Source organism: Nitrospira sp., from assembly GCA_029194665.1.
Lineage (GTDB): Bacteria > Nitrospirota > Nitrospiria > Nitrospirales > Nitrospiraceae > Nitrospira_D.
Genome location: JARFXO010000003.1, coordinates 567,932 through 590,622 on the forward strand (window position 1 = coordinate 567,932; position 22,691 = coordinate 590,622).

23 protein-coding genes are annotated in these 22,691 nt (G+C 55.8%); 15 read left to right on the top strand and 8 right to left on the bottom strand.

Features of this window, described 5'->3' with window-relative positions; translation table 11 throughout:
- Positions 1–2: 2 nt before the first annotated feature.
- From nuoG to P0119_12240, 13 genes are all read left to right on the top strand, one after another.
- The gene (gene nuoG, locus P0119_12180) at positions 3–2,762 is read left to right on the top strand and encodes an NADH-quinone oxidoreductase subunit NuoG (GenBank protein MDF0666813.1); all 2,760 of its coding nucleotides are present in this window, start codon (positions 3–5) and stop codon (positions 2,760–2,762) included.
- The gene (gene nuoH, locus P0119_12185; protein ID MDF0666814.1) at positions 2,708–3,715 is read left to right on the top strand and encodes an NADH-quinone oxidoreductase subunit NuoH; all 1,008 of its coding nucleotides are present in this window, start codon (positions 2,708–2,710) and stop codon (positions 3,713–3,715) included. The genes nuoG and nuoH overlap by 55 nt, the downstream gene beginning before the upstream one ends.
- 81 nt (positions 3,716–3,796) lie before the next feature.
- Complete coding sequence (nuoI, locus tag P0119_12190; GenBank protein ID MDF0666815.1) at positions 3,797–4,336, top strand: NADH-quinone oxidoreductase subunit NuoI; 540 nt, start codon at positions 3,797–3,799, stop codon at positions 4,334–4,336.
- 70 nt (positions 4,337–4,406) lie between these two features.
- Positions 4,407–4,904 (top strand): NADH-quinone oxidoreductase subunit J, encoded by a 498-nt coding sequence (gene nuoJ, locus P0119_12195; protein MDF0666816.1) that lies wholly within the window; start codon positions 4,407–4,409, stop codon positions 4,902–4,904.
- Complete coding sequence (gene nuoK, locus P0119_12200; protein ID MDF0666817.1) at positions 4,904–5,203, top strand: NADH-quinone oxidoreductase subunit NuoK; 300 nt, start codon at positions 4,904–4,906, stop codon at positions 5,201–5,203. The genes nuoJ and nuoK overlap by 1 nt, the downstream gene beginning before the upstream one ends.
- A gap of 14 nt (positions 5,204–5,217) precedes the next feature.
- On the top strand, positions 5,218–7,107 hold the full coding sequence (gene nuoL / locus P0119_12205) for an NADH-quinone oxidoreductase subunit L (protein MDF0666818.1): 1,890 nt from the start codon (positions 5,218–5,220) through the stop codon (positions 7,105–7,107).
- A gap of 5 nt (positions 7,108–7,112) precedes the next feature.
- Positions 7,113–8,666, top strand: coding sequence for an NADH-quinone oxidoreductase subunit M (locus P0119_12210; protein ID MDF0666819.1), 1,554 nt, complete (start codon positions 7,113–7,115; stop codon positions 8,664–8,666).
- Positions 8,663–10,150, top strand: coding sequence for an NADH-quinone oxidoreductase subunit N (locus tag P0119_12215; protein ID MDF0666820.1), 1,488 nt, complete (start codon positions 8,663–8,665; stop codon positions 10,148–10,150). Before P0119_12210 ends, P0119_12215 begins: the two co-directional genes overlap by 4 nt.
- A 112-nt stretch (positions 10,151–10,262) precedes the next feature.
- Complete coding sequence (locus P0119_12220) at positions 10,263–10,484, top strand: DUF433 domain-containing protein (GenBank protein ID MDF0666821.1); 222 nt, start codon at positions 10,263–10,265, stop codon at positions 10,482–10,484.
- Positions 10,481–10,807, top strand: coding sequence for a DUF5615 family PIN-like protein (locus tag P0119_12225; protein MDF0666822.1), 327 nt, complete (start codon positions 10,481–10,483; stop codon positions 10,805–10,807). Before P0119_12220 ends, P0119_12225 begins: the two co-directional genes overlap by 4 nt.
- Positions 10,808–11,185: 378 nt before the next feature.
- Positions 11,186–11,416, top strand: coding sequence for a hypothetical protein (locus P0119_12230; GenBank protein ID MDF0666823.1), 231 nt, complete (start codon positions 11,186–11,188; stop codon positions 11,414–11,416).
- Between the two features lie 139 nt (positions 11,417–11,555).
- Positions 11,556–12,035: a type II toxin-antitoxin system VapC family toxin gene (locus P0119_12235; GenBank protein ID MDF0666824.1), complete on the top strand. Its 480-nt coding sequence runs from the start codon at positions 11,556–11,558 to the stop codon at positions 12,033–12,035.
- The gene (locus P0119_12240) at positions 12,032–12,205 is read left to right on the top strand and encodes a hypothetical protein (protein MDF0666825.1); all 174 of its coding nucleotides are present in this window, start codon (positions 12,032–12,034) and stop codon (positions 12,203–12,205) included. Before P0119_12235 ends, P0119_12240 begins: the two co-directional genes overlap by 4 nt.
- 416 nt (positions 12,206–12,621) lie before the next feature.
- Here P0119_12240 and P0119_12245 read toward each other — a convergent pair whose 3' ends face one another.
- The 6 genes from P0119_12245 to P0119_12270 form a co-directional block, all read right to left on the bottom strand.
- Positions 12,622–13,032, bottom strand: a complete 411-nt coding sequence (locus tag P0119_12245; protein ID MDF0666826.1) for a type II toxin-antitoxin system VapC family toxin — start codon at positions 13,030–13,032, stop codon at positions 12,622–12,624.
- Positions 13,032–13,268, bottom strand: a complete 237-nt coding sequence (locus tag P0119_12250; protein MDF0666827.1) for an antitoxin family protein — start codon at positions 13,266–13,268, stop codon at positions 13,032–13,034. Before P0119_12250 ends, P0119_12245 begins: the two co-directional genes overlap by 1 nt.
- 529 nt (positions 13,269–13,797) lie before the next feature.
- Complete coding sequence (locus tag P0119_12255; GenBank protein ID MDF0666828.1) at positions 13,798–14,136, bottom strand: helix-turn-helix transcriptional regulator; 339 nt, start codon at positions 14,134–14,136, stop codon at positions 13,798–13,800.
- A gap of 2 nt (positions 14,137–14,138) precedes the next feature.
- The gene (locus P0119_12260; protein ID MDF0666829.1) at positions 14,139–14,507 is read right to left on the bottom strand and encodes a type II toxin-antitoxin system RelE/ParE family toxin; all 369 of its coding nucleotides are present in this window, start codon (positions 14,505–14,507) and stop codon (positions 14,139–14,141) included.
- Between the two features lie 233 nt (positions 14,508–14,740).
- Positions 14,741–15,427: a hypothetical protein gene (locus tag P0119_12265; GenBank protein MDF0666830.1), complete on the bottom strand. Its 687-nt coding sequence runs from the start codon at positions 15,425–15,427 to the stop codon at positions 14,741–14,743.
- 37 nt (positions 15,428–15,464) lie between these two features.
- Entirely contained in the window at positions 15,465–16,730 is a 1,266-nt protein-coding gene (locus tag P0119_12270; GenBank protein MDF0666831.1) for an MFS transporter, read from the bottom strand.
- Between the two features lie 120 nt (positions 16,731–16,850).
- Here P0119_12270 and P0119_12275 point away from each other — a divergent pair, with 120 nt between their 5' ends.
- On the top strand, positions 16,851–17,480 hold the full coding sequence (locus tag P0119_12275) for a DnaJ domain-containing protein (protein ID MDF0666832.1): 630 nt from the start codon (positions 16,851–16,853) through the stop codon (positions 17,478–17,480).
- Positions 17,481–17,485: 5 nt separating this feature from the next.
- Here the strand turns inward: P0119_12275 and P0119_12280 are convergent, their stop codons facing one another.
- Both P0119_12280 and P0119_12285 read right to left on the bottom strand, forming a co-directional pair.
- The gene (locus tag P0119_12280; GenBank protein ID MDF0666833.1) at positions 17,486–17,725 is read right to left on the bottom strand and encodes a hypothetical protein; all 240 of its coding nucleotides are present in this window, start codon (positions 17,723–17,725) and stop codon (positions 17,486–17,488) included.
- Positions 17,726–18,063: 338 nt separating this feature from the next.
- Positions 18,064–19,425, bottom strand: a complete 1,362-nt coding sequence (locus P0119_12285) for an outer membrane protein transport protein (GenBank protein MDF0666834.1) — start codon at positions 19,423–19,425, stop codon at positions 18,064–18,066.
- Between the two features lie 168 nt (positions 19,426–19,593).
- Here P0119_12285 and P0119_12290 point away from each other — a divergent pair, with 168 nt between their 5' ends.
- Positions 19,594–22,665: a BTAD domain-containing putative transcriptional regulator gene (locus tag P0119_12290; protein MDF0666835.1), complete on the top strand. Its 3,072-nt coding sequence runs from the start codon at positions 19,594–19,596 to the stop codon at positions 22,663–22,665.
- Positions 22,666–22,691: the final 26 nt, after the last annotated feature.

Here is a 22,691-nt window from a genome sequence, read left to right on the forward strand (position 1 = left end):
GTATGGCGACCATCATCGTCGATAACCGAACTTACGCGGTCGATGAACGGCACAATTTGCTCGCCGCCTGTCTCGGAATCGGGCTGAACGTGCCGTACTTTTGCTGGCACCCGGCGATGGGATCGGTCGGTGCCTGCCGCCAGTGCGCCGTCAAACAGTTCAAAGACGGGCATGATCGTTCCGGTCGGCTGGTGATGGCCTGCATGACACCGGTTTCCGACGGCACTCGCATTTCCATCGAAGATCCCGAGGCCAGAGCGTTTCGGGCCTCGGTGATCGAATGGCTGATGGTGAATCATCCGCACGACTGTCCGGTCTGTGACGAAGGAGGGGAGTGTCATTTGCAAGATATGACGGTCATGACTGGTCATGCCTACCGTCGCTACCGGTTTCCTAAACGGACTCATCGGAATCAGGATCTCGGTCCTTTCATCAGGCACGAGATGAACCGGTGCATCCAATGCTACCGCTGTGTGCGATTCTACCGAGACTATGCGGGCGGGCGAGACCTCAACGTCTTCGGCGCGCATGACGCGCTCTATTTCGGCAGGGAGCAGGACGGCACGTTGGAGAATGAATTCAGCGGAAATCTTGTGGAAGTCTGTCCTACCGGAGTCTTCACCGACAAAACCTTGTTCCATCACTATACAAGGAAATGGGACCTCCAATCAGCCCAATCGATCTGCCCCCATTGCAGCGTTGGCTGCAACACGACGCCAGGAGAGCGCTACGGCATTTTGCGTCGGATCACGAATCGGTTCAACAGCCGAGTAAACGGGTATTTTCTTTGCGATCGAGGGCGGTTCGGCTATGAGTATGTCAACAGCGACAACCGGATCAAACGGGCTCTCATGCGGTCAGAGCCCGACCGCGCCAAGGCGGCAAAGCCGGAAGGAGTGCCGCAGATCCTCGCGTTCGCAGCGGACCGCTTGCGACGCGCTCGCGGGATCGTTGGAATCGGTTCGCCTCGTGCCTCGCTAGAGGCCAATGTGGCGCTTCGTTCATTGGTCGGACCGCATCAGTTTTTTCATGGGCTTGACGAGCGCGAACACCAGCTCCTTTCCACGATCCTCAATATTCTTAGGTCGGGACCGGTACCCTCCGCTTCGATTCAGGACGCAGAACAATCGGACGCCGTCCTCGTCCTTGGCGAAGACCTCTTGAACGACGCGCCCCGATTGGCGCTCGCCATTCTGCAATCAGTCCGACAACAGCCGATGGAACGAGTCGATGAGTTGAAGATTCCCCGATGGGATGAGACTGCGGTGCGCAACGCCATGCAGGACAAGCGAGGCCCATTGTTTGTGACCGGCTATCGACGTACCTGGTTCCATGACTATGCGACGGACAGCTATTTCGCCGCGCCAGACGACATTGCACGGCTCGGATTCGCCGTCGCTGGAATAATCGGAAATGATGCGCCGTCCGTTCCGAATCTCATCGACGACGTGCGTCCCCTCGCTCAACGCATCGCCGACGCACTGACCCAAGCTAAGCGCCCGTTGATTATTGCCGGCACGAGAAGCGGCTCTCGCGCGACGATCGAAGCTGCTGCCAATGTCGCGTGGGCTTTGCACCAGAGAGGGATGCAGCCCCGTCTCAGTTTCGTTGTTCCGGATTGTAATAGCGTCGGTCTCGCGTTGTTGGGCGGCGGAACTCTGAATGAGGCCTTCGACTCGATCAGTCAGGGAAAGGTCGATACTGTCATCGTGCTGGAGAACGACCTGTACCGACGCGCGGAGCAGGCAGAAGTCGATGCCTTCTTGGATGCCGCAAAAACAGTGATCGTGATCGACTCGCTCGAGCATCGTACGACAGAACGTGCCGACGTGCTGCTGCCGGCTGCCACGTTTCCAGAATCCGATGGGACCCTCGTGAATCAAGAAGGGCGGGCGCAGCGGTTTTACCAAGTCTTCGTACCTGATGGTGATATCACGGAAAGCTGGCGTTGGCTGAGGGATCTTGCCCACAGAAAAGCAGATCAGACGGAGGGTCTGTCCGGCGTAGCCGCCTGGCACACCTTTGAGGATGCTATCGCCGCCACGGCCTCCGCTGTTCCAGAGCTCGCGAAGGTCGGAGAGGTTGCCCCACCAGCCGGCCTTCGCATGGTCGGACAAAAAATCCCTCGGCAACCGGATCGGTATAGCGGGCGCACGTCTATGTTGTCCCACCTCACCGTCCACGAGCCTCCGCCTCCGCGCGACCCCGATACTCCGCTGGCTTTCTCTATGGAGGGGTACCGAGGACCGGTTCCTTCACTGCTGATTCCACAATTCTGGAGTCCTGGATGGAATTCCATCCAAGCTTTGAACAAATACCAGGACGAAGTCGGCGGACCGCTGCGTGATGAAATGCCTGGTCTGAGGCTGATCGAGCCGGTCGCGACGGAAGCGCCATTTTGGTTCACCGCCATTCCACGTCCTTTTCACTCTACCCCTCATCGATGGTTGCTCTTGCCGCTGTCCGCTGTATTTGGGGGCGAGGAGCTCAGCAATCGATCTCCGGCGATTGCTGAACGGATTTCTGAACCGTTCATGGCTTTGCACCCATCAGATGGAGCGCGGTTCAGCCTAGAAGACAGAACCACAATTGAATTGGCGTTGCAGGGAACGACCTATCGCCTTGCCCTGCACTTCGACCCTTCGATGCCGGTCGGCACTGCAGGCATATCTCTTGGACCTGATGTATCCGGGGTGAGATTGCCGGCGTGGGTCGATCTGTGCAAGACGATCAAGACCGGACGGAAGCGGAGGGTCGCGTGATCGATTGGAGCCGCACCGCGCTGACGATCGTCGTCATCCTCGGCGGCGTTCTCACGCTGGCCGGATTGCTGATCTGGGTTGAACGTCGACTGCTGGGAATCTGGCAGGAACGGCATGGACCCAACCGGGTAGGACCCGGCGGTCTCCTGCAATCATTGGCGGATATGATCAAAATGTTCACGAAAGAAGACTGGATTCCGCCCTTCGCGGATAAGGCGGTCTTCGTCCTCACACCGGCCATCGTCGTCATCACCGCGCTCATGTCGTTCGCTGTCGTGCCGATCGTTCCCGGCTTCGTTGTCGCAGATCTCAACATGGGGATCCTGTTTTTTTTGGCCATGGCGAGCCTCGCCGCCTACAGCGTGATCATCGGAGGGTGGGCATCCAACAGCAAGTTCGCGTTTCTCGGCAGCCTTCGAGCCATCGCGCAGCTATTGAGCTATGAAGTGTTCATGGGGCTGTCATTGATGGGAGCCGTGCTCCTGGCAGGATCGTTCAACCTCAGCGACATTGTGGAAGCGCAACGGCATCTGTGGTTCGTCGTCCCCCAATTTCTTGGTTTTCTCGGTTTCTTCATGGCCGGACTGGCTGAAGCGCATCGCACGCCGTTCGACATGCCGGAAGCGGAAGCGGAGCTGGTCGCCGGCTATCACGCGGAGTACAGCGGGATGAAATTCGGGATGTTTTTTGTCGGCGAATATCTCAGCGTCATCTTACTCTCGGCGATGACCGTGATCCTCTTCTTCGGCGGCTGGCACGGACCCTGGCTGCCGCCGGTGGTGTGGTTTGTCTTGAAGATGTCCGTCTTCATTGTCCTGATCATACTCATTCGAGCGACCTGGCCCAGGCTTCGCTTTGACCAACTCTTGTCGTTCGGCTGGAAAGTGGTGATGCCGTTGGCATTGATTAATCTCCTGGTTACAGGAGGCGTGGTTCTGTGGAAAGCAGGATGAAAGGGTATCACGGTGTACCAGTGAGCATGGACCGTATGGGGTGTGGGCGCGGCGTCAAACGCTCGGAACAGTCTTAGCATGATGAAAACGTGGGCATATCCGCGCGATCTGATCCTGGGGCTATGGATCGTCTTCAAACGAACATTTACAAAACCTGTCACGGTTCAGTATCCGGAAGAGCGGCCCTATTTGCCTCCACGCTGGCGAGGGCGAATCGTACTCACCCGAGATCCCGACGGAGAAGAACGTTGCGTCTCCTGTTATCTCTGCGCAGTGGCTTGTCCCGTTGATTGCATCGCCCTGCAGGCCACTGAAGACCCGACCGCTCATGAGCGCCGCTATCCGGAATTCTTTCGGATCAATTTCTCGCGTTGCATCTATTGTGGATATTGTGAAGATGCCTGTCCCACCTATGCAATCCAGCTCGTCCCGGATTTTGAACAGAGCGAATATGCGCGTCGAAACATGGTCTACGAAAAGGAAGATCTCCTAATCAGCGGTACCGGCAAGTATCACGGCTATAACTTTTATCGAGTCGCCGGTGTGAAAATTCGCGATAAAGACAAGGGTCAAGCTGAAAACGAACTCCCGCCGGTGGATGTGAGGAGTTTGATGCCATAAAGAAGTGCTGAGTGGTGAGCAAGAAGCCTTGTTTTACTCAGCACTCAGGACTCGGCACTGATGTGAGACTATGGAAATTCTTTTCTACATCGCCGCTGCCGTAACTCTCCTGGCGACTGTGCGTGTCATCACCCATGTGCATGCCGTCCACGCGCTGCTCTATCTGGTCGTGGCGCTCATCGCGCTGGCTCTGATCTTCTATTTGCTCGGCGCTCAGTTTGCCGCAGCGCTGGAGATCATTATTTACGGCGGCGCCATTATGGTGCTCTTCATTTTTGTGGTGATGCTCTTAGGGCCGCTCGCTGTCGAGCAGGAAAAGAGTTGGCTCACGCCGGGAACATGGGTGGGGCCAAGTGTGCTGGCCCTGGTGCTGCTTGGTGAGGTGGGATATCTCATTGTTGCCGGGGACCGTCTGCCGATCGAGGTTACGGAAGCCCGCCGGAAAGCCATATCCATCGTCCTCTATGGCCCCTATGTCATTGGGGTGGAATTAGCGTCGATGTTGTTGCTTCCCGGCCTGATCGGTGCCTATCACTTGGGCCGTCGTGTGTCGAAGGAGTCGCGTTGATGCTCACGACGCATGCGCTGGTGCTGGCCATCATGCTGTTCTGCATCGGATTGGTCGGTCTCTTGAGTCGACGGAACATTCTCTACATGTTGCTGTCGCTCGAAATCATGCTCAACGCGGCAAGTCTGGCGTTCATTGCCGGCGGAGCTCGCTGGGGACAGGTAGATGGAGAGATCATGTTTTTGTTCATCCTCACGCTGGCGGCGGCTGAGGTCTCCGTGGCGCTTGGTATCGTACTCCAGCTGTCCTACCGGTTCCAAACATTGGACGCGGATGCATTCAGCGAGATGAAAGGCTGACAACACTACACATTATGCTTCGCCTTCTTTGGCTTATCCCAGCCCTACCGCTCGCCGGCTTTCTGTGGTTAGCCCTGTTCGGAGGGCGTTTCTCTCGGCGACAGGTCGCGTGGGTCGGCTGCGGTTCGGTGGGCACGACGGCCCTCGTCACTGCGCTCGTCGGTGCAGATTTTCTCCGAGTCTTTCCCGATCGCACTTCCTACCATCAAACGCTGTGGAATTGGATCGACACTTCGGGGATGACCGTCGGGGTCTCCTGGTACCTGGACGCTCTCTCACTCCTTATGGTGGCGGTTATCACTGCTATTGGTTTTTTGATCCATCTGTACTCAGTCGAGTACATGGTCGATGACGATGGGTATGCGCGGTTCTTTGCCTACATGAATCTGTTCGTGGCAGCCATGCTGACGCTGGTGCTGGCAGACAATCTGCTTCTGCTCTACCTCGGCTGGGAAGGTGTGGGGCTGTGCAGCTACCTCTTGATCGGTTTTTGGTATCGCGAACCGGAGTACGGCGCCGCCGCGCAGAAGGCTTTCATTGTGACTCGTATCGGAGACACGGCTTTTGCCATCGGCTTATTCATCCTCTTTACTCAACTGAAGACCTTGTCGATACAACAGGTCCAGACGCTTGCCGCTGAGGCTTGGCCGGTGGGTTCGGACATTGCCGTGATCGTGACCATTCTATTTTTGGTCGGGGCGGTCGGAAAGTCGGCCCAGCTGCCGCTTCAAGTTTGGTTGCCGGACGCGATGGCCGGTCCCACTCCGGTCAGCGCCCTCATCCATGCGGCAACGATGGTGACGGCGGGTGTCTACCTCATCGCTCGCATGCATCGACTCTTTGAGCTCGCGCCATCGGTACTGGAGGTCGTCGCGGTGATCGGCCTTCTGACTTTGCTCCTCGCTGCCTGCAGCGCCTTGGTTCAACGCGACATCAAGAGGGTGCTCGCCTATTCGACGATGAGCCAGATCGGATATATGTTTCTTGCGCTTGGCGTCGGAGCCTGGTCTGCCGCTCTCTTTCACTTTCTGACCCATTCCTGCTTCAAGGCATTGCTCTTTTTAGCGGCTGGATCCGTCATCCACAGCCTCCACCATGAGCAGGACATTTTCCGGATGGGCGGCCTCCGGCGTCAACTGCCGCTGACGTTTTGGACATTCCTTATCGGCGCCGCCGCGATGTCCGGTGTCCCGTTCATCACCTCCGGGTTTTACAGCAAGGACTGGATCTTGTGGTCTGCCTGGTCGTCACCGTTGAGCCATCGTTGGATCTGGTTCGGCGCGTTACTCGGGACGCTGCTCACCGGACTCTACAGTTTCCGTTTGATCTTTCGGGTCTTTTTTGGAGAGGTCCGCACGCCACCGAGCGGAGCACCAGGTTTTGCGATGCGCGTTCCTCTGGTGGTGTTGGCTCTCTTCGCTGTCACAGTCGGCTTTCTTGAAGTGCCCCGCACGCTTGGCGACCTGTCTCTGTTTAGTCAGTACCTGTCGCATGTCCTGCCGCCGATCGAGACAATGCCAGAGATGGATGAGTCGGTTGAGGCCCTTGTACAGATCGCCGTCACATCCTCGGGACTGTTGGGAATCGGGCTGGCCGCAGTCCTGTTCCTTCCACGAGCCAGCGTAGTTGATCGACTTGCAGGAACATTATTGGGTCATACCCTGGTGACATTGTGGCAAGGAGGGTGGGGCTTTGATCGAATGTATGACGGACTGATCGTACAGCCCTGGCTCCATCTTACCAGGGAATCAGGTGAGCTCATCGACCGGGGTTACGAATCACTCGGTGTTGCAGCTGAATCCTTCCATGTGTGGTTGAGTCGAACTCAAACGGGTCACGTCCGCTGGTATGCGGCGACCGTTGCTGTCGGCGCTCTTGTGTTACTCGGTCTGTTTGCGATCTAAATCGTATGGTCCTGTGGCTGCTCATACTCATCCCCCTGCTTGCCGCGCCCCTCGCGTGGATGGGGGAGCAGTGGTCCCGCCACGCCGCTCGCTGGATCGCGATCGGTGCTTTGTTCATCGATCTTCTCCTGGCCCTTCTGCTATGGAGCCAAGACCAGTGGTTCCAGGACCCAGGCCAGGGGGCATGGCTCTTAGAAAGTCAAACCAGCTGGATTCCCCTGTGGGGCATCAGTCTGCATCTCGGTCTCGATGGTCTCAGTTTGGTGCTCATCCTCTTGACGACCTTCCTCGGTCTCATCGCCATCGTCGCATCCTGGACAGAAATCCAAGTTCGGGTCGGATTCTTCCACTGTAACGTACTGCTGGCCCTGGGCGGGGTCATCGGGGTGTTCCTGGCGATCGATCTGTTTCTGTTTTTTTTCTTCTGGGAAGTCATGCTGGTACCCATGTATCTCCTGATCGCCATGTGGGGACATGAGCAACGTCGGCACGCCTCGTTCAAGTTCTTCTTGTTTACTCAGGCTGGTAGCCTACTCCTCCTCGTGGCGATCATCGCTCTGGCACTACTTCATCAACATGCGTTTGGAAGACCCAGTTTCGACTATGCCGATCTGATGGGACTGGCGCAGAAAAACGAGATGGGCTGGTGGCTGATGCTGGCTTTCTTCATCGGCTTCGCGGTGAAGCTGCCGGCTCCGCCTTTTCATCCGTGGCTGCCCGACACATACACAGCAGCTCCAACCGGCGCGACTGTCATCCTCGCCGGGCTGTTAGCAAAAACTGGTGCCTATGGATTGATCCGTTTCACGATTCCGTTGTTTCCCGACGCGATCAGTGAGTTCGCTCCCATCGCAATGGGACTCGGCGTGATGGGCATCCTCTACGGGGCTGTCTTAGCCTGTGCCCAAACGGATATGAAACGACTGGTGGCCTATAGCAGCATCAGCCACATGGGTTTTTTCCTACTCGGCGCCTTTGCTGGGACGGAATTGGCGCTGCAAGGAGCGGTGATGCAACTGGTGGCGCATGGGCTGAGCATCGGCGCCCTCTTCATGTTGGCAGGCGCGCTGCAAGAGCGTCTCCATACGAGGGACATGCGACAGATGGGAGGATTGTGGGGAGTGATTCCACGTGTGGCGTCGATGACTCTGTTCTTTGCGTTGGCTTCTCTCGGTCTGCCGGGCTTGGCAAATTTCATCGGCGAATTTCTCGTTCTCTTTGGATCCTTTTCCGTTCAGCCGTTCTTGACCATCTTGGCATCGACCGGCATGGTCATGGCCGCAATTTATTCTCTTGCCATGATGCAACGCGCATTCTTTGGCCGGCAGCGTGAAACCCGCATTGAACCGGACTTATCGAATATCGCGTTTGGAACATTGCTCCTCATGGCAGTACTACAAGTCTGGCTTGGGCTCTATCCGAGGCCTGTGTTGAGCACCACGATGCCGGTCATGGCAACGCTCGTACAGCAAACGCCGCCATCCTCCAATCTGACTCACCCGCCATCGAAATTCTTGCCGTCGTCCAACAGTTTCACCTCTCACGTGAGTGCACCGTGACGCTACAAGATTTCATTGCCCTTTCCCCCATTCTCGATCTCGGTGCGCTCTCCATTGTGACGATGCTCGTACTCGCCGTCAGGCGACACCATGCGACCATCGCCCTCTTATCGTTCCTGTCGTGCCTGCTCACCCTTGCCACTTTGCCCTGGGCGGCGACGTCGACACCGCGATCCGTGACGGCGTTGCTGATCGTGGATAAGTATGCCTTGTTGTACATGGGACTCTTGCTAAGCGCGACGATGGTCGTCATCTCACTGTCGTACCGATATTTGAAGCTTCATTTTATTGAGCAGGAAGGAGTGGAAGAATACTACCTGCTCCTCTTACTCGCCACCTTCGGCGGACTGGTTCTTACCGCTTCTGCACACTTCGTGTCTTTTTTCCTCGGACTCGAAGTGCTCGGTGTGTCCCTGTGCAGTTTGATCGGGTATTTACGGACCAGACGCCATCCGTTGGAAGCAGCCGTGAAATACCTGCTGATCTCCATATCCGCTTCAACCTTTCTGCTGTTCGGCATGGCCCTTCTCTATTTCGAAAGCGGCTCCATGACGTTTCGCGGGGTGGGTAGGGTGGTGGAAATGGCGCAAACAGTTCCAGGCCTCTGGCTGGGAGGTTTTGTCCTGGTCCTTGTCGGCATCGCATTAAAGCTCGGCTTGGCACCGTTTCATATGTGGATTCCAGATGTCTACCAGGGAGCCCCAACTCCCATTACGGCGTACATTGCGACGGTGTCCAAGGGAGCGGTCATGGCGCTGCTGCTCCGCTTCGCGACCGATGTCGAGGCATTGAAAATCGACGCCCTTGCACATCTGTTCGCTCTTCTCGCTGTTTCTTCGATGGTCACGGGGAACGTGCTCGCGCTATTCCAACAGAATGTCAAGCGGCTCTTGGCCTATTCATCGATCGCACACTTCGGGTACCTGCTCGTGGCTCTGCTGGCCGGTGGCTCTGCAGCCGCTGAAGCCGTCACCTTCTACGTGGTCGTCTATTGTGTCATGACCTTAGGTGCCTTCGGTGTGGTGATCGTTTACTCAAGCGAACGAGGGGATGCAGAACGTTTCGAGGACTATCGCGGATTGTTTTGGGCTCGTCCCTGGCTGGCCGCCATGTTAACGCTGAGCCTGTTGTCGCTGGCCGGTATCCCGGTAACGGCGGGATTCATCGGGAAGTTTTATGCGATTGCGGCTGGTGTTGACGCCGGCCTTTGGTGGCTCGTGTTGGCGCTGATTGGGAACAGCGTCATCAGCCTGTATTATTATCTTCGATTGATCGTGACCTTGTTCGCCGACGAGCCGGCACCGGCAACCATCCCTCAAGGGCAGGCTGTGCAATCGCCACAGGCGGCAGGCTGGACGGCCGTCTTCTCTCTGGGGCTTGTCGCCTCGATCATTCTGTTGCTAGGAGTCTATCCAGGACCACTGATGGAGTTCATCCGAGATTCTGTCAGCAATCTGGTCATGGTGGTTGTGCAGAGACCATGAATAATATAACTGATGCGCGAGGACAGTGCCCGTTGTTGCTCCAAGGTCTCCTTGAAATTGCTTTGTTCAGAGGGCTGGCATAGAATCACGAGACACAATGAAGGAGACAGCGATGTCGGCTCCCAAGCGCCCGCTCATCACTACATCACCCGAAGTGCTCGGCGGGACTCCAGTATTCGCGGGAACACGTGTGCCGGTACAAACGCTGATTGAATACCTGGAAGGCGGCGAGACGATCGACGACTTCTTAGAAGGTTTTCCCACTGTCACGCGGGAGCAAGTGATCGCCTTTCTGGAAGAAGCAAAAGCGCGGATGCTCCCCGTCGCCTCGTGAGAATTCTACTGGACGAGTGCGTTGACCGCCGGTTTGCCAAGGAGATCACGAGGCATGAGGTTGTGACCGTCTCGCAAGCGGGATGGACGGGTATCAAGAACGGTGAACTGCTGACACTCGCTCAGGAACAGTTTGATGTGTTCGTGACCGTCGACCAGCATCTCTCCTTCCAGCAGAACCTTTCGCAGTTCACCATAGCCGTGGTCGTGCTCCAGGCTCCAACCAACCGTTTACAGGACCTTCGACTGTTGGCACCGAAACTACAAACCGTGTTGCCGATGCTCGTCAAAGGCCAAGTCCGCTGGGTGAGTCTCTCACCATGAAACGAAAGCGGAAGGCAAGACGTAAGTCAGTGGCAATGAACATCAAGCATAGTCCCGATTCATGGATTGACTTCTCGGATATACCCGAGCTTTCAGACCAACAACTGAGCCGCATGGGTCGAGTAGGTCGGCCTGGCACAGGCTGGCCAACCACTTGATCGCCTTTCGCCTGTCAACACACCTGTTTGGTTGCGTTGCGACTGATGGCGACTGGTACCTTCATGATGGTTAAGAGATAAAAGTCTTGTATCTATAGCGGAGGTCTTGCATCATGGCGCGCCGTCCCCGGGTGTTCGCTCCGCAGGTGCTCTATCATGTCATGGTCCGAGAGAACCAGCGGGACGTCACCTTTCTGTAGCGGCAGGGATGGGGGTGGACGTGGTGCAGCTCCAGAGTGCCGATCGGAGTTGGGTCATCTCGAAGCAGCGTACGCTGACCGCGTATCTGCTGATCCGGCGAGGGGGCTATCGTGCGCGCGATGTTGCAGCAGTGCTCGACCGAGATCCGGCGACGGTGAGTGCCTTGCTGACGCGCTTCGCCGCCCGCCTGCGAAAAGAGCCTATGACTCAACGGGATCTGAATCGGCTGTCCAGGATCATCACGAGATAAAAACCTGAGTCTACTGCGTTAAGGATCGGCAGCGATACGTTGCGGTGTGCCGCCGCACAACTTCCCGTTGCTCAGCACCTACCGGTGAGCCGCGGGCCGTTAGCTTCCAGCAACCGCTTGCTGCTAGACTGGACATGTCATGGCATCTTCAGTTTACGTAGAAACGTCTGTGATCAGCTACTACGCGGGAAGACCGAGCCGGGATATTGTTACTGCGGCTCGACAAGCCATCACTCAGGAGTGGTGGAATGAGACGAGAGGGCGCTATGAGATCTACATTTCCGTCCTGGTAGTGGAGGAAGCCAAAGCGGGTGATGTCGTTGCAGCGCAAAGGCGGTTGGACGCTATATCTGGACTGCCGATTCTGGAGATCAACGATGCCGCTGAATCCTTGGCCAGGCGTTTGATCGAAATGGGACTGATTTCCGAAACCAGCGCTGAAGATGCGTTGCATATCGCGTTAGCGACTGTCCATGCAATGGATTTCCTGTTGACATGGAATTTCCGACATATCAACAACGCCGAGGCGAAAGTGCGGATTGGAGCTGCAATTGAGGTGCTAGGCTACGAGTGCCCCATCATCTGCTCACCGGAAGAACTTGGAGGTATCGAGTCATGAAACCAGATCCAATTGTGGACGAAGTGCGCAAAACACGAGAAGCGCATGCGGCAAAATTTAATTATGACCTGTTGGCGATCTGTAGTGACCTAAAAAAGAAGGAAGAAGAATCCGGTCATCCTGTTGTGTCGAGACAACCAAGGTTACGGCTAAAACCCACCGGAACTTAACTCGGCGCTGGAAAGGGACATCGCAAAAAGCCCGGCGCCCACCGTTTGGAACGTTAGACAGACGTAATGCCCATGAATCTCGTGCTGGAGTTTCTCTGTGGACAAGACAAGAGGGGGCAGGCTTTGATACCGTGACTATCTGTTTCTCTTCCGCTAGGGTTCGTGCACCTGGCGCACCGGGCCCAGGTGTTCGCTCCGCAGGTGCTCTATCATGTCGTGGTCCGAGGAAACCGGCGGCACGTGACCTTTCGGCGGAAAGAAACAGGTGTCAGGAACTATTGTTTGAATTGAGGGGCGTGATGTGGGGATCGCACGCATGGGAAGAAGCGTCCTTGCCACCGATGGTCGCGGCGAAGCCTCAAATGGGGTCTGGTACGACCATTGACTGACTTGCCCGATTCGGACGTGATCTGCGCTTACCGTTTCCAGGTTTCAATCGTCAGTTGTGGAATGCGCTGAAAGTGCCCGAGGTTGTTTGTGACGAGGGTGCGTTCCGCATCGAGCGCGGTGGTTGCGATGAGTAGGTCGGCGTCAGGGAGCAGCGTCCCTTGGCGATACAGTTCTCCATAAAGTGTGGCGGCTCGCTCGATGATCCGGTCGGTGAGGGGTAGTATAAGGCTGCCTTGGCATAAGAGGTGAAACGCCGCTTCTTGGGCATGGGCATCTTTTGCCTTCAGTCCACGCAAGAGTTCATACCGCGTGATGATCGAAAAAGCGAGCTGTGCGTGCTCGAGCAAATAGCTTCGGGCTCTCTGGACGACCAACGGATGTTGCTTCAAGAGTTCGGACAGAATATCGGTGTCGAGGAGGGCGAGCGGTTGAGGCATCAGGCGGCAGGCTCACGGAAGAACGCTTGCCGGTTGAGCGCGATGGCTTCCGCTTGCGCGACTTCGTCAGGGGTGAGGCCCTGATAGACGCGCGCCGCCCGTTGCAGAATATCATCAACACTCGCTGTACTCTCCGTTTCCAACGTGAGCTGCACTTCCGCCTCGTCTTCAAGAATTAATGGCTCCAGTGGCTGCAAAACCCCATCATGATACCGTGCTTTGATGGTCTGGCGCATTGTACCTCCTCCAGATGTCGGCACGTTCTCGATGATCATCCTACCGAAAATCAGAAGAAAACGCATCTCTATCGTATGCTCTTTAGCCCAACTTTCTCAGCTCAGCTCAAGCGACAGAAACGGGGACAGGCAGCTTTTCCAGAGGGACGAAGTTCCCTGTGGGCTGCGAGGACTGGGCATGGAAGATGAGATTACTTGCTTGAGCGAGCGTAGGGGGGCCGGTTAGGCGGTGCCCAGGACGTTGTCATGCAGAAACTCCGGCGCAAAATCGGCTCCGTTGGACCACACCAGAGTATGGAGATCGAGATCGATGCGGAACTGCTTGAACACGTCGGCATTCCTTAATACTCAAAGATGGGACCGTCAGTTCGTCTCGGAGATCGATTTCCCCTTCGACGCCGTCGCTGAACTTGAGCCACAGCATAAAACCCTGGACCTACCGTGCATCGATCAGACGAAAGGGCATCGGGCTACTCCAACGGTTGGATTTTCTTCAACGGCTTTCGCTCTTGCACCAAGCGCCAATGCATCAGGCCGATTTCAACGCTCTGCCTTGCGCGACCGGAACAAAGCGAATTTCGACGCGCTGCTTTAAGGCGGCTGCGATCCGATTCAGCATGGCAAGGGAATGTCCCTCATAGTCCGCATTTTCCAGCCGACAGATGGCTGAGGCCGTCGTACCGACCAAGTCGGCCAATTGCCGTTGCGTGAATCCCGCCCGAAGCCGTAATGCGGTGAGCTTCCGTGCCACATTGTCGTGTGCCCGCGCTTCCTCCAACCCTCGTATACGGTCCGGCCTCCCTTCGTAGTATCGGCGATAAAGAATCTGCACGGCATCCGCCGTGGTTGCGTGTTTTCGTTTTGCCATGGTTATTCCTCCCGATAGGTATGCCTGTGCGGATCTTGCTCAAAGAGCCGTTTCCTCTCCAGTGCCGCTTGAATGTCCTTTGCCGGAACCTCACGCTCCTTGACGAGGCCGTGGGCCAGGACGGCGGCCATACGGCCATGAAAGAAATACAAGATCCGATAGTCCATCCCCTCCCGCCCAATACGCAGTTCATAGATGCCGTTTCGCAAAAGATCCGCTTCAGGACGCCGCAGCTCATGACCGAGTTCTCGCAGCCGTTCGATTTTCACGACACATTTGTCCTGGATCTTTGCAGGCAACGTGTCCAGCCATTCCAATACCGGCACATGACCGTCTCGTTCCTGATAGAAAACGACTCGCGTCCTCGGCAATGTCTCCTCTTTCTCGTGACTTGTATGTTCACATATTTGAGAATATCATTCAAGCACGACGTGAGAGGTTGTCCAATGAGCGACAGAAACGGGAACAGGCAGGTTTTCCAGAGGGACGAGGTCCCATGCTGCATCCATTGTGCGGCGGCTCGGGAGTACGAGGCTGAGCTTCACAGTTTGACCACCGTGGCTTCCTGCGTAGGCGGGTGAAGTTGAGGAGAGCCTGAGATGGATCAGTTCATCGGAATGATCGTCGCGGAGACTTCATTAGGTAGGAGGAGGGTCACCGCCGCGCGATGTTCTTCGTCCGGTTGAATCAACGCGAACAGCGGCACCGCCTGCGGCACGCCGCCGGGCGGCAGGGCCAGAATAGCCGGAAAATCAATCAGCGGCGAGAGCGTAGCCTGGCTGGCAATGCGAAGTCGAAACGCCATCAACACATCCCGCAACCGTTCAGCCTTCTCCTGATCCGACATCGACTCACCAGGCGCGATCCCGATTTCCCAGAGAGGCTTCGTTATAGTGACAGGGAAGGTTAGGCCGAGTTTTTGGGCATCCGTGGACACATCGATCAGGAATCCGGCTAGAATCGCTTGGTGGCGGTTCGTGATCAACTGGTTGGCTGGAATGTCGGTCCGTGCTTCGAGCGTTTTGCCCGGATCAATCGGGCTTTCGAGTTTCGGTTCCTCTGTTGTCGGTAACGGTGGAGCCACTTCGGTAGACGATTCATTGTTTGCAACGTTCTGATCTGGTGGGACAACGGGCTCATCCGGCAGAGCGGGAAGCGCCTGGATAAGGCCTTCATACACTCTTTTCGCGGATTCAGACCAGGCGGGATTAAGAGGCCGACGTGAAAAAGCCGCTTCTGCGGCTTTTTGTTCATCGTGAGTGAGCACTCGTGGGGTATTTGTTGTATCCATAGCCACGAGATAAGCTCGGACATCCACAAGTCAAGGGCTAGTCGGGCAGGCGACGGCCCTTCGTTTCTGGAGCGAACAAAAGCACAATAAGTCCGAGTAAATAGATCATCGCGACGGTGCTTGCTGCCCGCCCAAAGGAGCCAAGTGTCGTGACGAGCCAGCCGGTTAAAAATGGAGAGGCTGAGGCCATCACGCGACCCGCGTTGAAGCAAAAGCCTGCTCCAGTTGCGCGTAACTGTGTAGGATATAGCTCTGGGAGATAGATCGGAAATCCACTGAAAATTCCATTATTAAAAAACCCAAGGATCGGCAGCAGCATCAGAACTCCCGTGTAACTCGAAGGCATCAAATAGGTGACCGGCAACATGATGAGGCTGCCGAGGCACATGAAGGCGAAGACCGGTCGTCTGCCGAACCGGTCGGCGAGGGGGCCGAAGCCGAGATAGCCGAAGATCGCCCCGGCGTTCAACGCCATGATGGCGTAGCTCACATACTTGGTGAGGGTTGCCGGCTCTTGTCCCTTTAGGTCCGGCAATTCACGAATAAGGGTCGGGGCCCAATTCGTCGCTCCCCAGAGACCGAACACGGCGACGAACGCGAGCGCGGAACCCACCAACGTGGCTTGTCGTAAGTCACCTTGGAAGATGGCTGTCAGGGGGATGGCTTTCTGCTCATGTGCATGGGTCCAGCGGTCCGGCTCCTTGACCCACCAGCGGACAAGAAGGGCGACGAACGCCGGAAGAATACCGATGACGAACAATCCTCGCCAGCCATAGGCATCTCTCAACGTCAAATTCATCGTGGCGGCCAAAAAGAACCCCATGGCCCAAGCCGATTGGAGAATGCCTGCCGCTTTGGCACGCTTCTCTTCCGGCCATGTTTCAGCCACGATTGAAGCGCCTGCCGCCCACTCACCGCCGATGCCGAGGGCGGTCAGAAACCTGGCTATCGCGAGATGCCACCAGGTTTCTGCCAGTGCAGCGGCGCCGGTGAAGACGGCATAAATGATGATCGTAGCGATCAGGATTTTTGTGCGTCCGAATCGATCGGCCATAACCCCGAACGTGATGCCACCGATGGCCCAGCCGATAAGAAAAATCGAAAAGATGATCCCGCCGTACCAGCCGATTTCTTCCGTGGTCGGAGGATCGCCGCTTGCAGAATGCAACAGATCGTGGAGCGCTGGATGGAGGACGATCGCATAGATCGTCGCGTCCATCGCATCGAAGACCCAGCCCAGCCAGGCCACGAACAAGACTAACCACTGGTAGGGTGTGACACCGGATCGCCAGGATGTTTTCATCACACCATCGTCGCTCCACACCTCATGTCCCAAGGAGTTGCGTCAGGCTAGAGTTGTTCAATGCAGGAGTCAAGGTGAAGGCCGCTAAAGGCGCGTGCTATAGTCCTTCGCATGCCACGGATGAATTACTACGAAGTACTCGGCGTCCCACGTGAGGCGTCCGACGAGGACATCAAGAAGGCTTATCGAAAGCTGGCATTTGAGCATCATCCGGACAGGAATCCTCATAGGAAGGATGCGGACGAACGGATCAGAGCGATCAATGTTGCCTATGAGATCGTCGGAGATCCTGAAAAGCGCAAAACCTACGATCGATTGTCTTGGGGACCTGAGCCACGGGCTGAAACAGTCGATCCCAGCGTTATTCTCGATGCAATGGAGCGGAAGCTCTTCGACGAAGGCAGGAAAGAATTGTTCGCGATCTTGATGAAAGATGTGAAGCGAGTGAAGGCGGAGCTGGCTCTCGTCCGAGAACAGGTTGTGGCTGAGCAGGGCTACGATTCATTTCTGGAACACGTAGTCACCGCGCGCGCGGCGGCAATTGTGGGTGACTTTGTGACAAGTGATATGGACGGACGAAAACAACGTCTGGTTGAAGTGGCGGTGGAGATGATGGTGTCACAGGGAGTGACGAAGCGTGGGGATGAGAGCGGGATTCGAGCACTGCGAAATCGTCTCGACACGGCGTTTCGTAACGGCCGCGTGCATGGTATCGCCTCGGCGCTGGAGCTGTTCTACGAGAGGCGGTAGGCCTCTCACACCGCCACATCGTATTGCTTTGCATATGCATCGATGAGACCACGTAACATGCGTTGATAGGGTACATGTGCACGCTTGGCCTGTTTCTTGAAAAACGCAAGACTACTCTGCGTCAGTTCGAGCGTGACTTTCGTGGTTGGCTCACGCTTAACTAAGGCCGAAGGTGGCGGCAGAAAATCTGCGACACGTTCCCCCATAGTCAATCGCTCACTGGTGTATCTGATTTTCTTGCTCATAGCGTTTTCTCCCTTGCCTCCAGTATCCTGCTCTATAAATTCGCACGCGATTTCTCCTATAAGAAAATCGTACCGTTAGAACATTTCCCTTGACCAATCCGAGGCAGAAGAATCGCTTTTCGCCTTTTTCATGATCAAGATCTCGAATAATGATGCGCTTGGGGTCGTCAAAGGCGTTTTGAGCTTCTTCAAAAGAAACACCGTGCTTTCTTTGATTGAGGAGGTCTTTTCCCTCATCCCATTCAAAACTTGCCTTTGGCACTTCACAATACCATATAATTATATGGGACCATACAACACTGCGGCGCTCTTTGTAAATGAATGCAAGGCTTCTTCAGCTAGAAGTTGACCCGCATGGTAATCGATCCGGCGTGCGTGGTGGTCTGGTAGGTGCCATTCACCGCGGGATTCAGATTGCCGGTGACGGTTCGAGACTCGAACAGAAGCGCCTGGTACGCCAGATCAATTCCCAAGGCATTCCGACCGAAGAAGCCTGCCTCTGAGCCGCAGGTCAAAAGACCTAAAAATCTTCCATTCTCCTTGCAAAGGAGGCCGACACCGACAGACAGGGTATGGGACTGGGCGTCCGGCGCAGCAGGATTATAATTCACATCCGGGATCGCTTGTTGAGAATGGAGATAGCCGGTGCGCAAGGCGACGTTCCAAGCGGGATGGCTGGGGAATGACAGCCATCGGTATTCTGTGCCGACGCCGATGCTGACGGCGTTGCTCCACTGTTGGGGGTTTGCCAGGGTCACGCCGTTCGAGAGATGAACATCGAAATCTCGAATCGACGCCCATCGTGCATAATCGACATCGACCTCAATCTTCCATTCACGCGCAGCGTTTCGGATAGGCCAGAAGGCCGCGCCCCAGGTATAGATTTCAGGAAGACGAATGGACGAGGAAGCGTTCGCCACGAGGGCGCCATTCACCAGGAATACCCCTTCGATAGGGAGCACCGCTTGGCTGCGCCAAATAAAGGCCAGATTGAGGCGAGGCTTACCTGCATCGGTTTGAAGCAGCGTATACAAGATGCTGGCATTGAGCCCGGCCGTGGCACCCTTCCCATTCAATTCAACGGTGCTGCCCCCTTGGACAGACTGCTGTTCCAAATGTCCCTCGCCAAGAAAAGGGACAAATATAAAGATATCGGCGCCGAGGCCGACAGAAAGTCTGTCTGTCACTTTGTAGGCAAACGTCGGTTTGATATCGATCAGAGGAAACTGCGCGAACGTGACGGCGCTGGAAAATGGGCCATTCTGCGGATACTTCGCCGCGAAACCAAACAGGTTCTGCAACCCGAGACCGACCGACAAATTTCCCAACGCATGAATCCCAAGATCCTTGAGATTGGCCGTGATGAACAGCTGCCCCGGCGGCGGAAGACCAATCGGGAACGGCTGCTCATTTCTGGTGGTCACACCGGTAGGACTCGTGAAGTGTGTATTGACGCTGACGAATTGCACGCCGGCCGTCTGCTGAACGCCATGCAGCTGTGTCATCCCGGCGGGATTATAAAAAACGGCCGTAGGGTCGTCCGCTTGAGCGGCAAAAGCATTTCCCTGTGCGATAGCGGCTGCGCCTTGGAAGGGATTGCGGATACCGTCGGCACGGGAAGAAGAGGACCACCCAAGCAGAATAAAAAGAACGATGCTCGGCAGAAGCAGGAACCGTATTTCACAATACTTTCCCGGCATCTCGGCCTGCTCGCACAGAAGTCTCAATGCTAGCGCTCAGGCACTTGGTGTGACTCGGTATCATAACTACGTATAGGGAATCAATATTTCACAAATTGCATATTGAGTTGCCGAGACAGTCGTGCCATGATGGGTGAGCTTTGTGGCCGATCAGTGCGAGGATGCCGAATGGCACGAGTGCTTCGGTCCCGCAATCCTTCCACATCTCTGGCCAAACTACATCCGCCGCGTCTTCCTGCCATCGTTGAACGGCCACGATTGTATCGGCTGCTCGATCGAGCCCGCAAACGGCCTGTCATCTGGATCAACGCCCCGCCGGGATTCGGCAAAACTACGCTCGTCGCGAGCTATCTACGAGTTCGTAAGATCCTCCCTTTGTGGTACCAAGTGGATGAAGGCGACAGCGACCTCGCCACCTTCTTTCACTATCTCGGCCTTGCGGTTCAGCAAGCGGCGCCACGGTGTCGAACGCCTCTTCCTCACTTGACGCCGGAATACTTACAAGGACTGCCCACGTTCACCCGCCGGTTTTTCGAACAACTGTATACGCGACTCAAGCCGCCCACGCTCTTGATTCTCGACAATTATCAGGAAGCACCTCTGGATTCGCTCTTCCATCAGACCGTGGCGCTGAGCGTCGAGGCACTACCGGAACGGATGAACGTGATCGTCATGAGCCGCGCCTTGCCGCCCCCGGCATTCGCGCGCCTGCAAGCAGCCCAGCATATCCAGTTTCTTGATGAAGAGGCCCTTCGGCTTGTCGAGTCCGAGACCCGAGCCATCGTGTGCTTACATATGAAATCACTGAAGGTACCCATACCTAAGTTCGCAGCACTGCATGACAAACTGCAAGGATGGGTCGCAGGCCTGGTGCTCCAGCTGGAGCAGGCCAAAATGGACAAGCAGCGGGACGCGATTCTTTCTGGAGAAACACCGCAGGTCATATTCGATTACTTGGCGCGTGAGGTCATGCAACGTCTCAGTCCAGAGACGCAGGAATTTTTGATGTGCACGGCCTTTCTACCCGACATGACGACGGCCATGGCTGCGAAACTGACGGGAAATGCGTCGGCCGCTGACATATTGGTGGGTTTGTATCAGTCGCGACACTTCACGGAGCGGCGCGCAGGGACGGAATATATTTACCAATATCATCCGTTGTTTCGAGGATTCTTGCGCGATCGCGCACACGCGATCCTCCATCACGACGAGGTGACGGAGATCCAGAACACTGCGGCGGCACTGTTGGAAAACTCGGATCGCGTCGAAGACGCCGTGGCCTTGTATGCCGAAGCCGGCCAGGTCGGAGAGATCATCCGGATTATCCTCACACGCGCGGCGGAATTACTCCAACAGGGACGCTATCAAACGTTAGAACGATGGCTCGCCCACATCCCGGATGTTTGCTATGAGCAAGAACCGTGGCTCTTGTATTGGCTGGGATCCTGCCGATTGGCGACTTCTCCGCTCAAAAGCGAGGACATTTACGCTCGCGCGTTCGAGTTGTTCAAGGAACAGGGGAATATGGCGGGTGTGCTGCTGACGTTAGTCGGCAGCATCTCGTCGATACAATTCTCTTGGATCGATATCAGCCGGTTTGATCGGTGGATCGAGATCATGCTTGAGACAGTCCCTCCTGATACCTCCTTCCCTTCAAAGGAGATCGAGATTCAAGTCGTATTTTCCTTGCTGACGGCATTGATGTGGAGGCGGCCACAACGCTCATCCATCACGCCGTGGATTGATCGCGCCAAGCATATTCTTGAGGAAGTGCCGGACGTTGAGAAATATTCTTTTTTCGTAGCCGTTTTAGGCAACTTCTTCACGTGGCTTGGTGACATAGAGTCTGCCGACAAATATTCGAGGACCTTGAAATCTGCCGCTGAATCAGAAGCCAGCCCGCCATTGATGCGCCTGGTCTCTTATGCAAACAGAGTGGTCGTAGAAATGAACCTCGGAGATCAGGAGAAGTCTATGCGTCTCGTCGAACAGGGGCTTGCAATCTCCAGGAAAGCTGGGGTGCATGTGTTTGATGTGGCTCTTTTCGCAGCAGGGGCCTACGCGTCGCTGTATCGAAATGATGTGGCTTCCGCTGAGCAGTACCTCAAACAAAGTGCTCCCCTAGTGACACACCCTGCGCATGTGATGCGTGCCAATTACCTTTATTTGTACGCATGGGTTATGAGAGTTAAGGGAGATCTGACAACGGCTTGGGAGTTCATCCAGGAAGCATTAGCGGTAAAAGGATTGAAAGGAAGTTTGCATCCAGAAGCGATAATAAATTGCGCGGCTGCGGAAGTGCTTCACGGACTCGGTGACGATCAACAGGCAAGGCGATACCTCAACCACGTCAAGCTCGCTGGAAACGAAATGGGAAGTTTTAACCTGCAGTTCAGGGCCTACCTGCTGGAATCGCAGTTCGCGTTTGACCAAGGACGAGAAGAAGCTGGTTTGGTTGCATTGCGACGAGCCCTTGCCATAGGCCGGGAAAGGGGATTCAGCTTTCTCCATTGGTTCTTGCCAAAAACGATGGCCAGTCTCTGCGCCAAGGCGTTGGAAGCCGATATTGAGGTCGAGTACGTGCAGGACCTCATTCGTAAGACCCGCCTTATTCCAGATGACCATGCGTCGGACAGCGAAGCCTGGCCTTGGCCCGTCAAAATTTACACGCTCGGTCGCTTTGAGATTCATCTGGATGGCAAACCGCTGCCGCCGCGCCGGAAAGCGCCCTATCGTGTGCTGACGTTGCTGAAGGCGATGATTGCATTGGGTGGTCGTGAGATTCCAACGTCACGGCTGATCGATGCGCTATGGCCGGACGCGGAAGGTGATGTAGGTGAGGAGACCTTCCATAAGACGCTCCAGCGCCTTCGGCGGTTGCTGAACCAGGACGCCGTCATCCAAGTCAGGGGCAACAAAGTGTCCCTGAACCGACAAGTCTGTTGGGTGGATACCCTGGCGTTTGAAGGCTTGCTCAGTCATCGTGACGGATCGAACAAGAGGGCGCAGGACGAAACGGCTACCTGTGTGAATGCCTACGAACAAGCCGTCGCGCTCTATCGCGGGCATTTTCTGAATGGCGATGAGGCGACCTGGGCGCAGGCGCAACAGAATCGCCTGCGTCAGAAATTCCTGGATGCGACCGAACGGCTGCGCGTGCATTGGACAGAGTTGGGTGATTCTACAAGAACTGCAAACATGACAAGGACCTATGACGTTGAACCTGCGGAGGTGGAGTAGAGATGTAGCCCGACCTCTGTGATTCG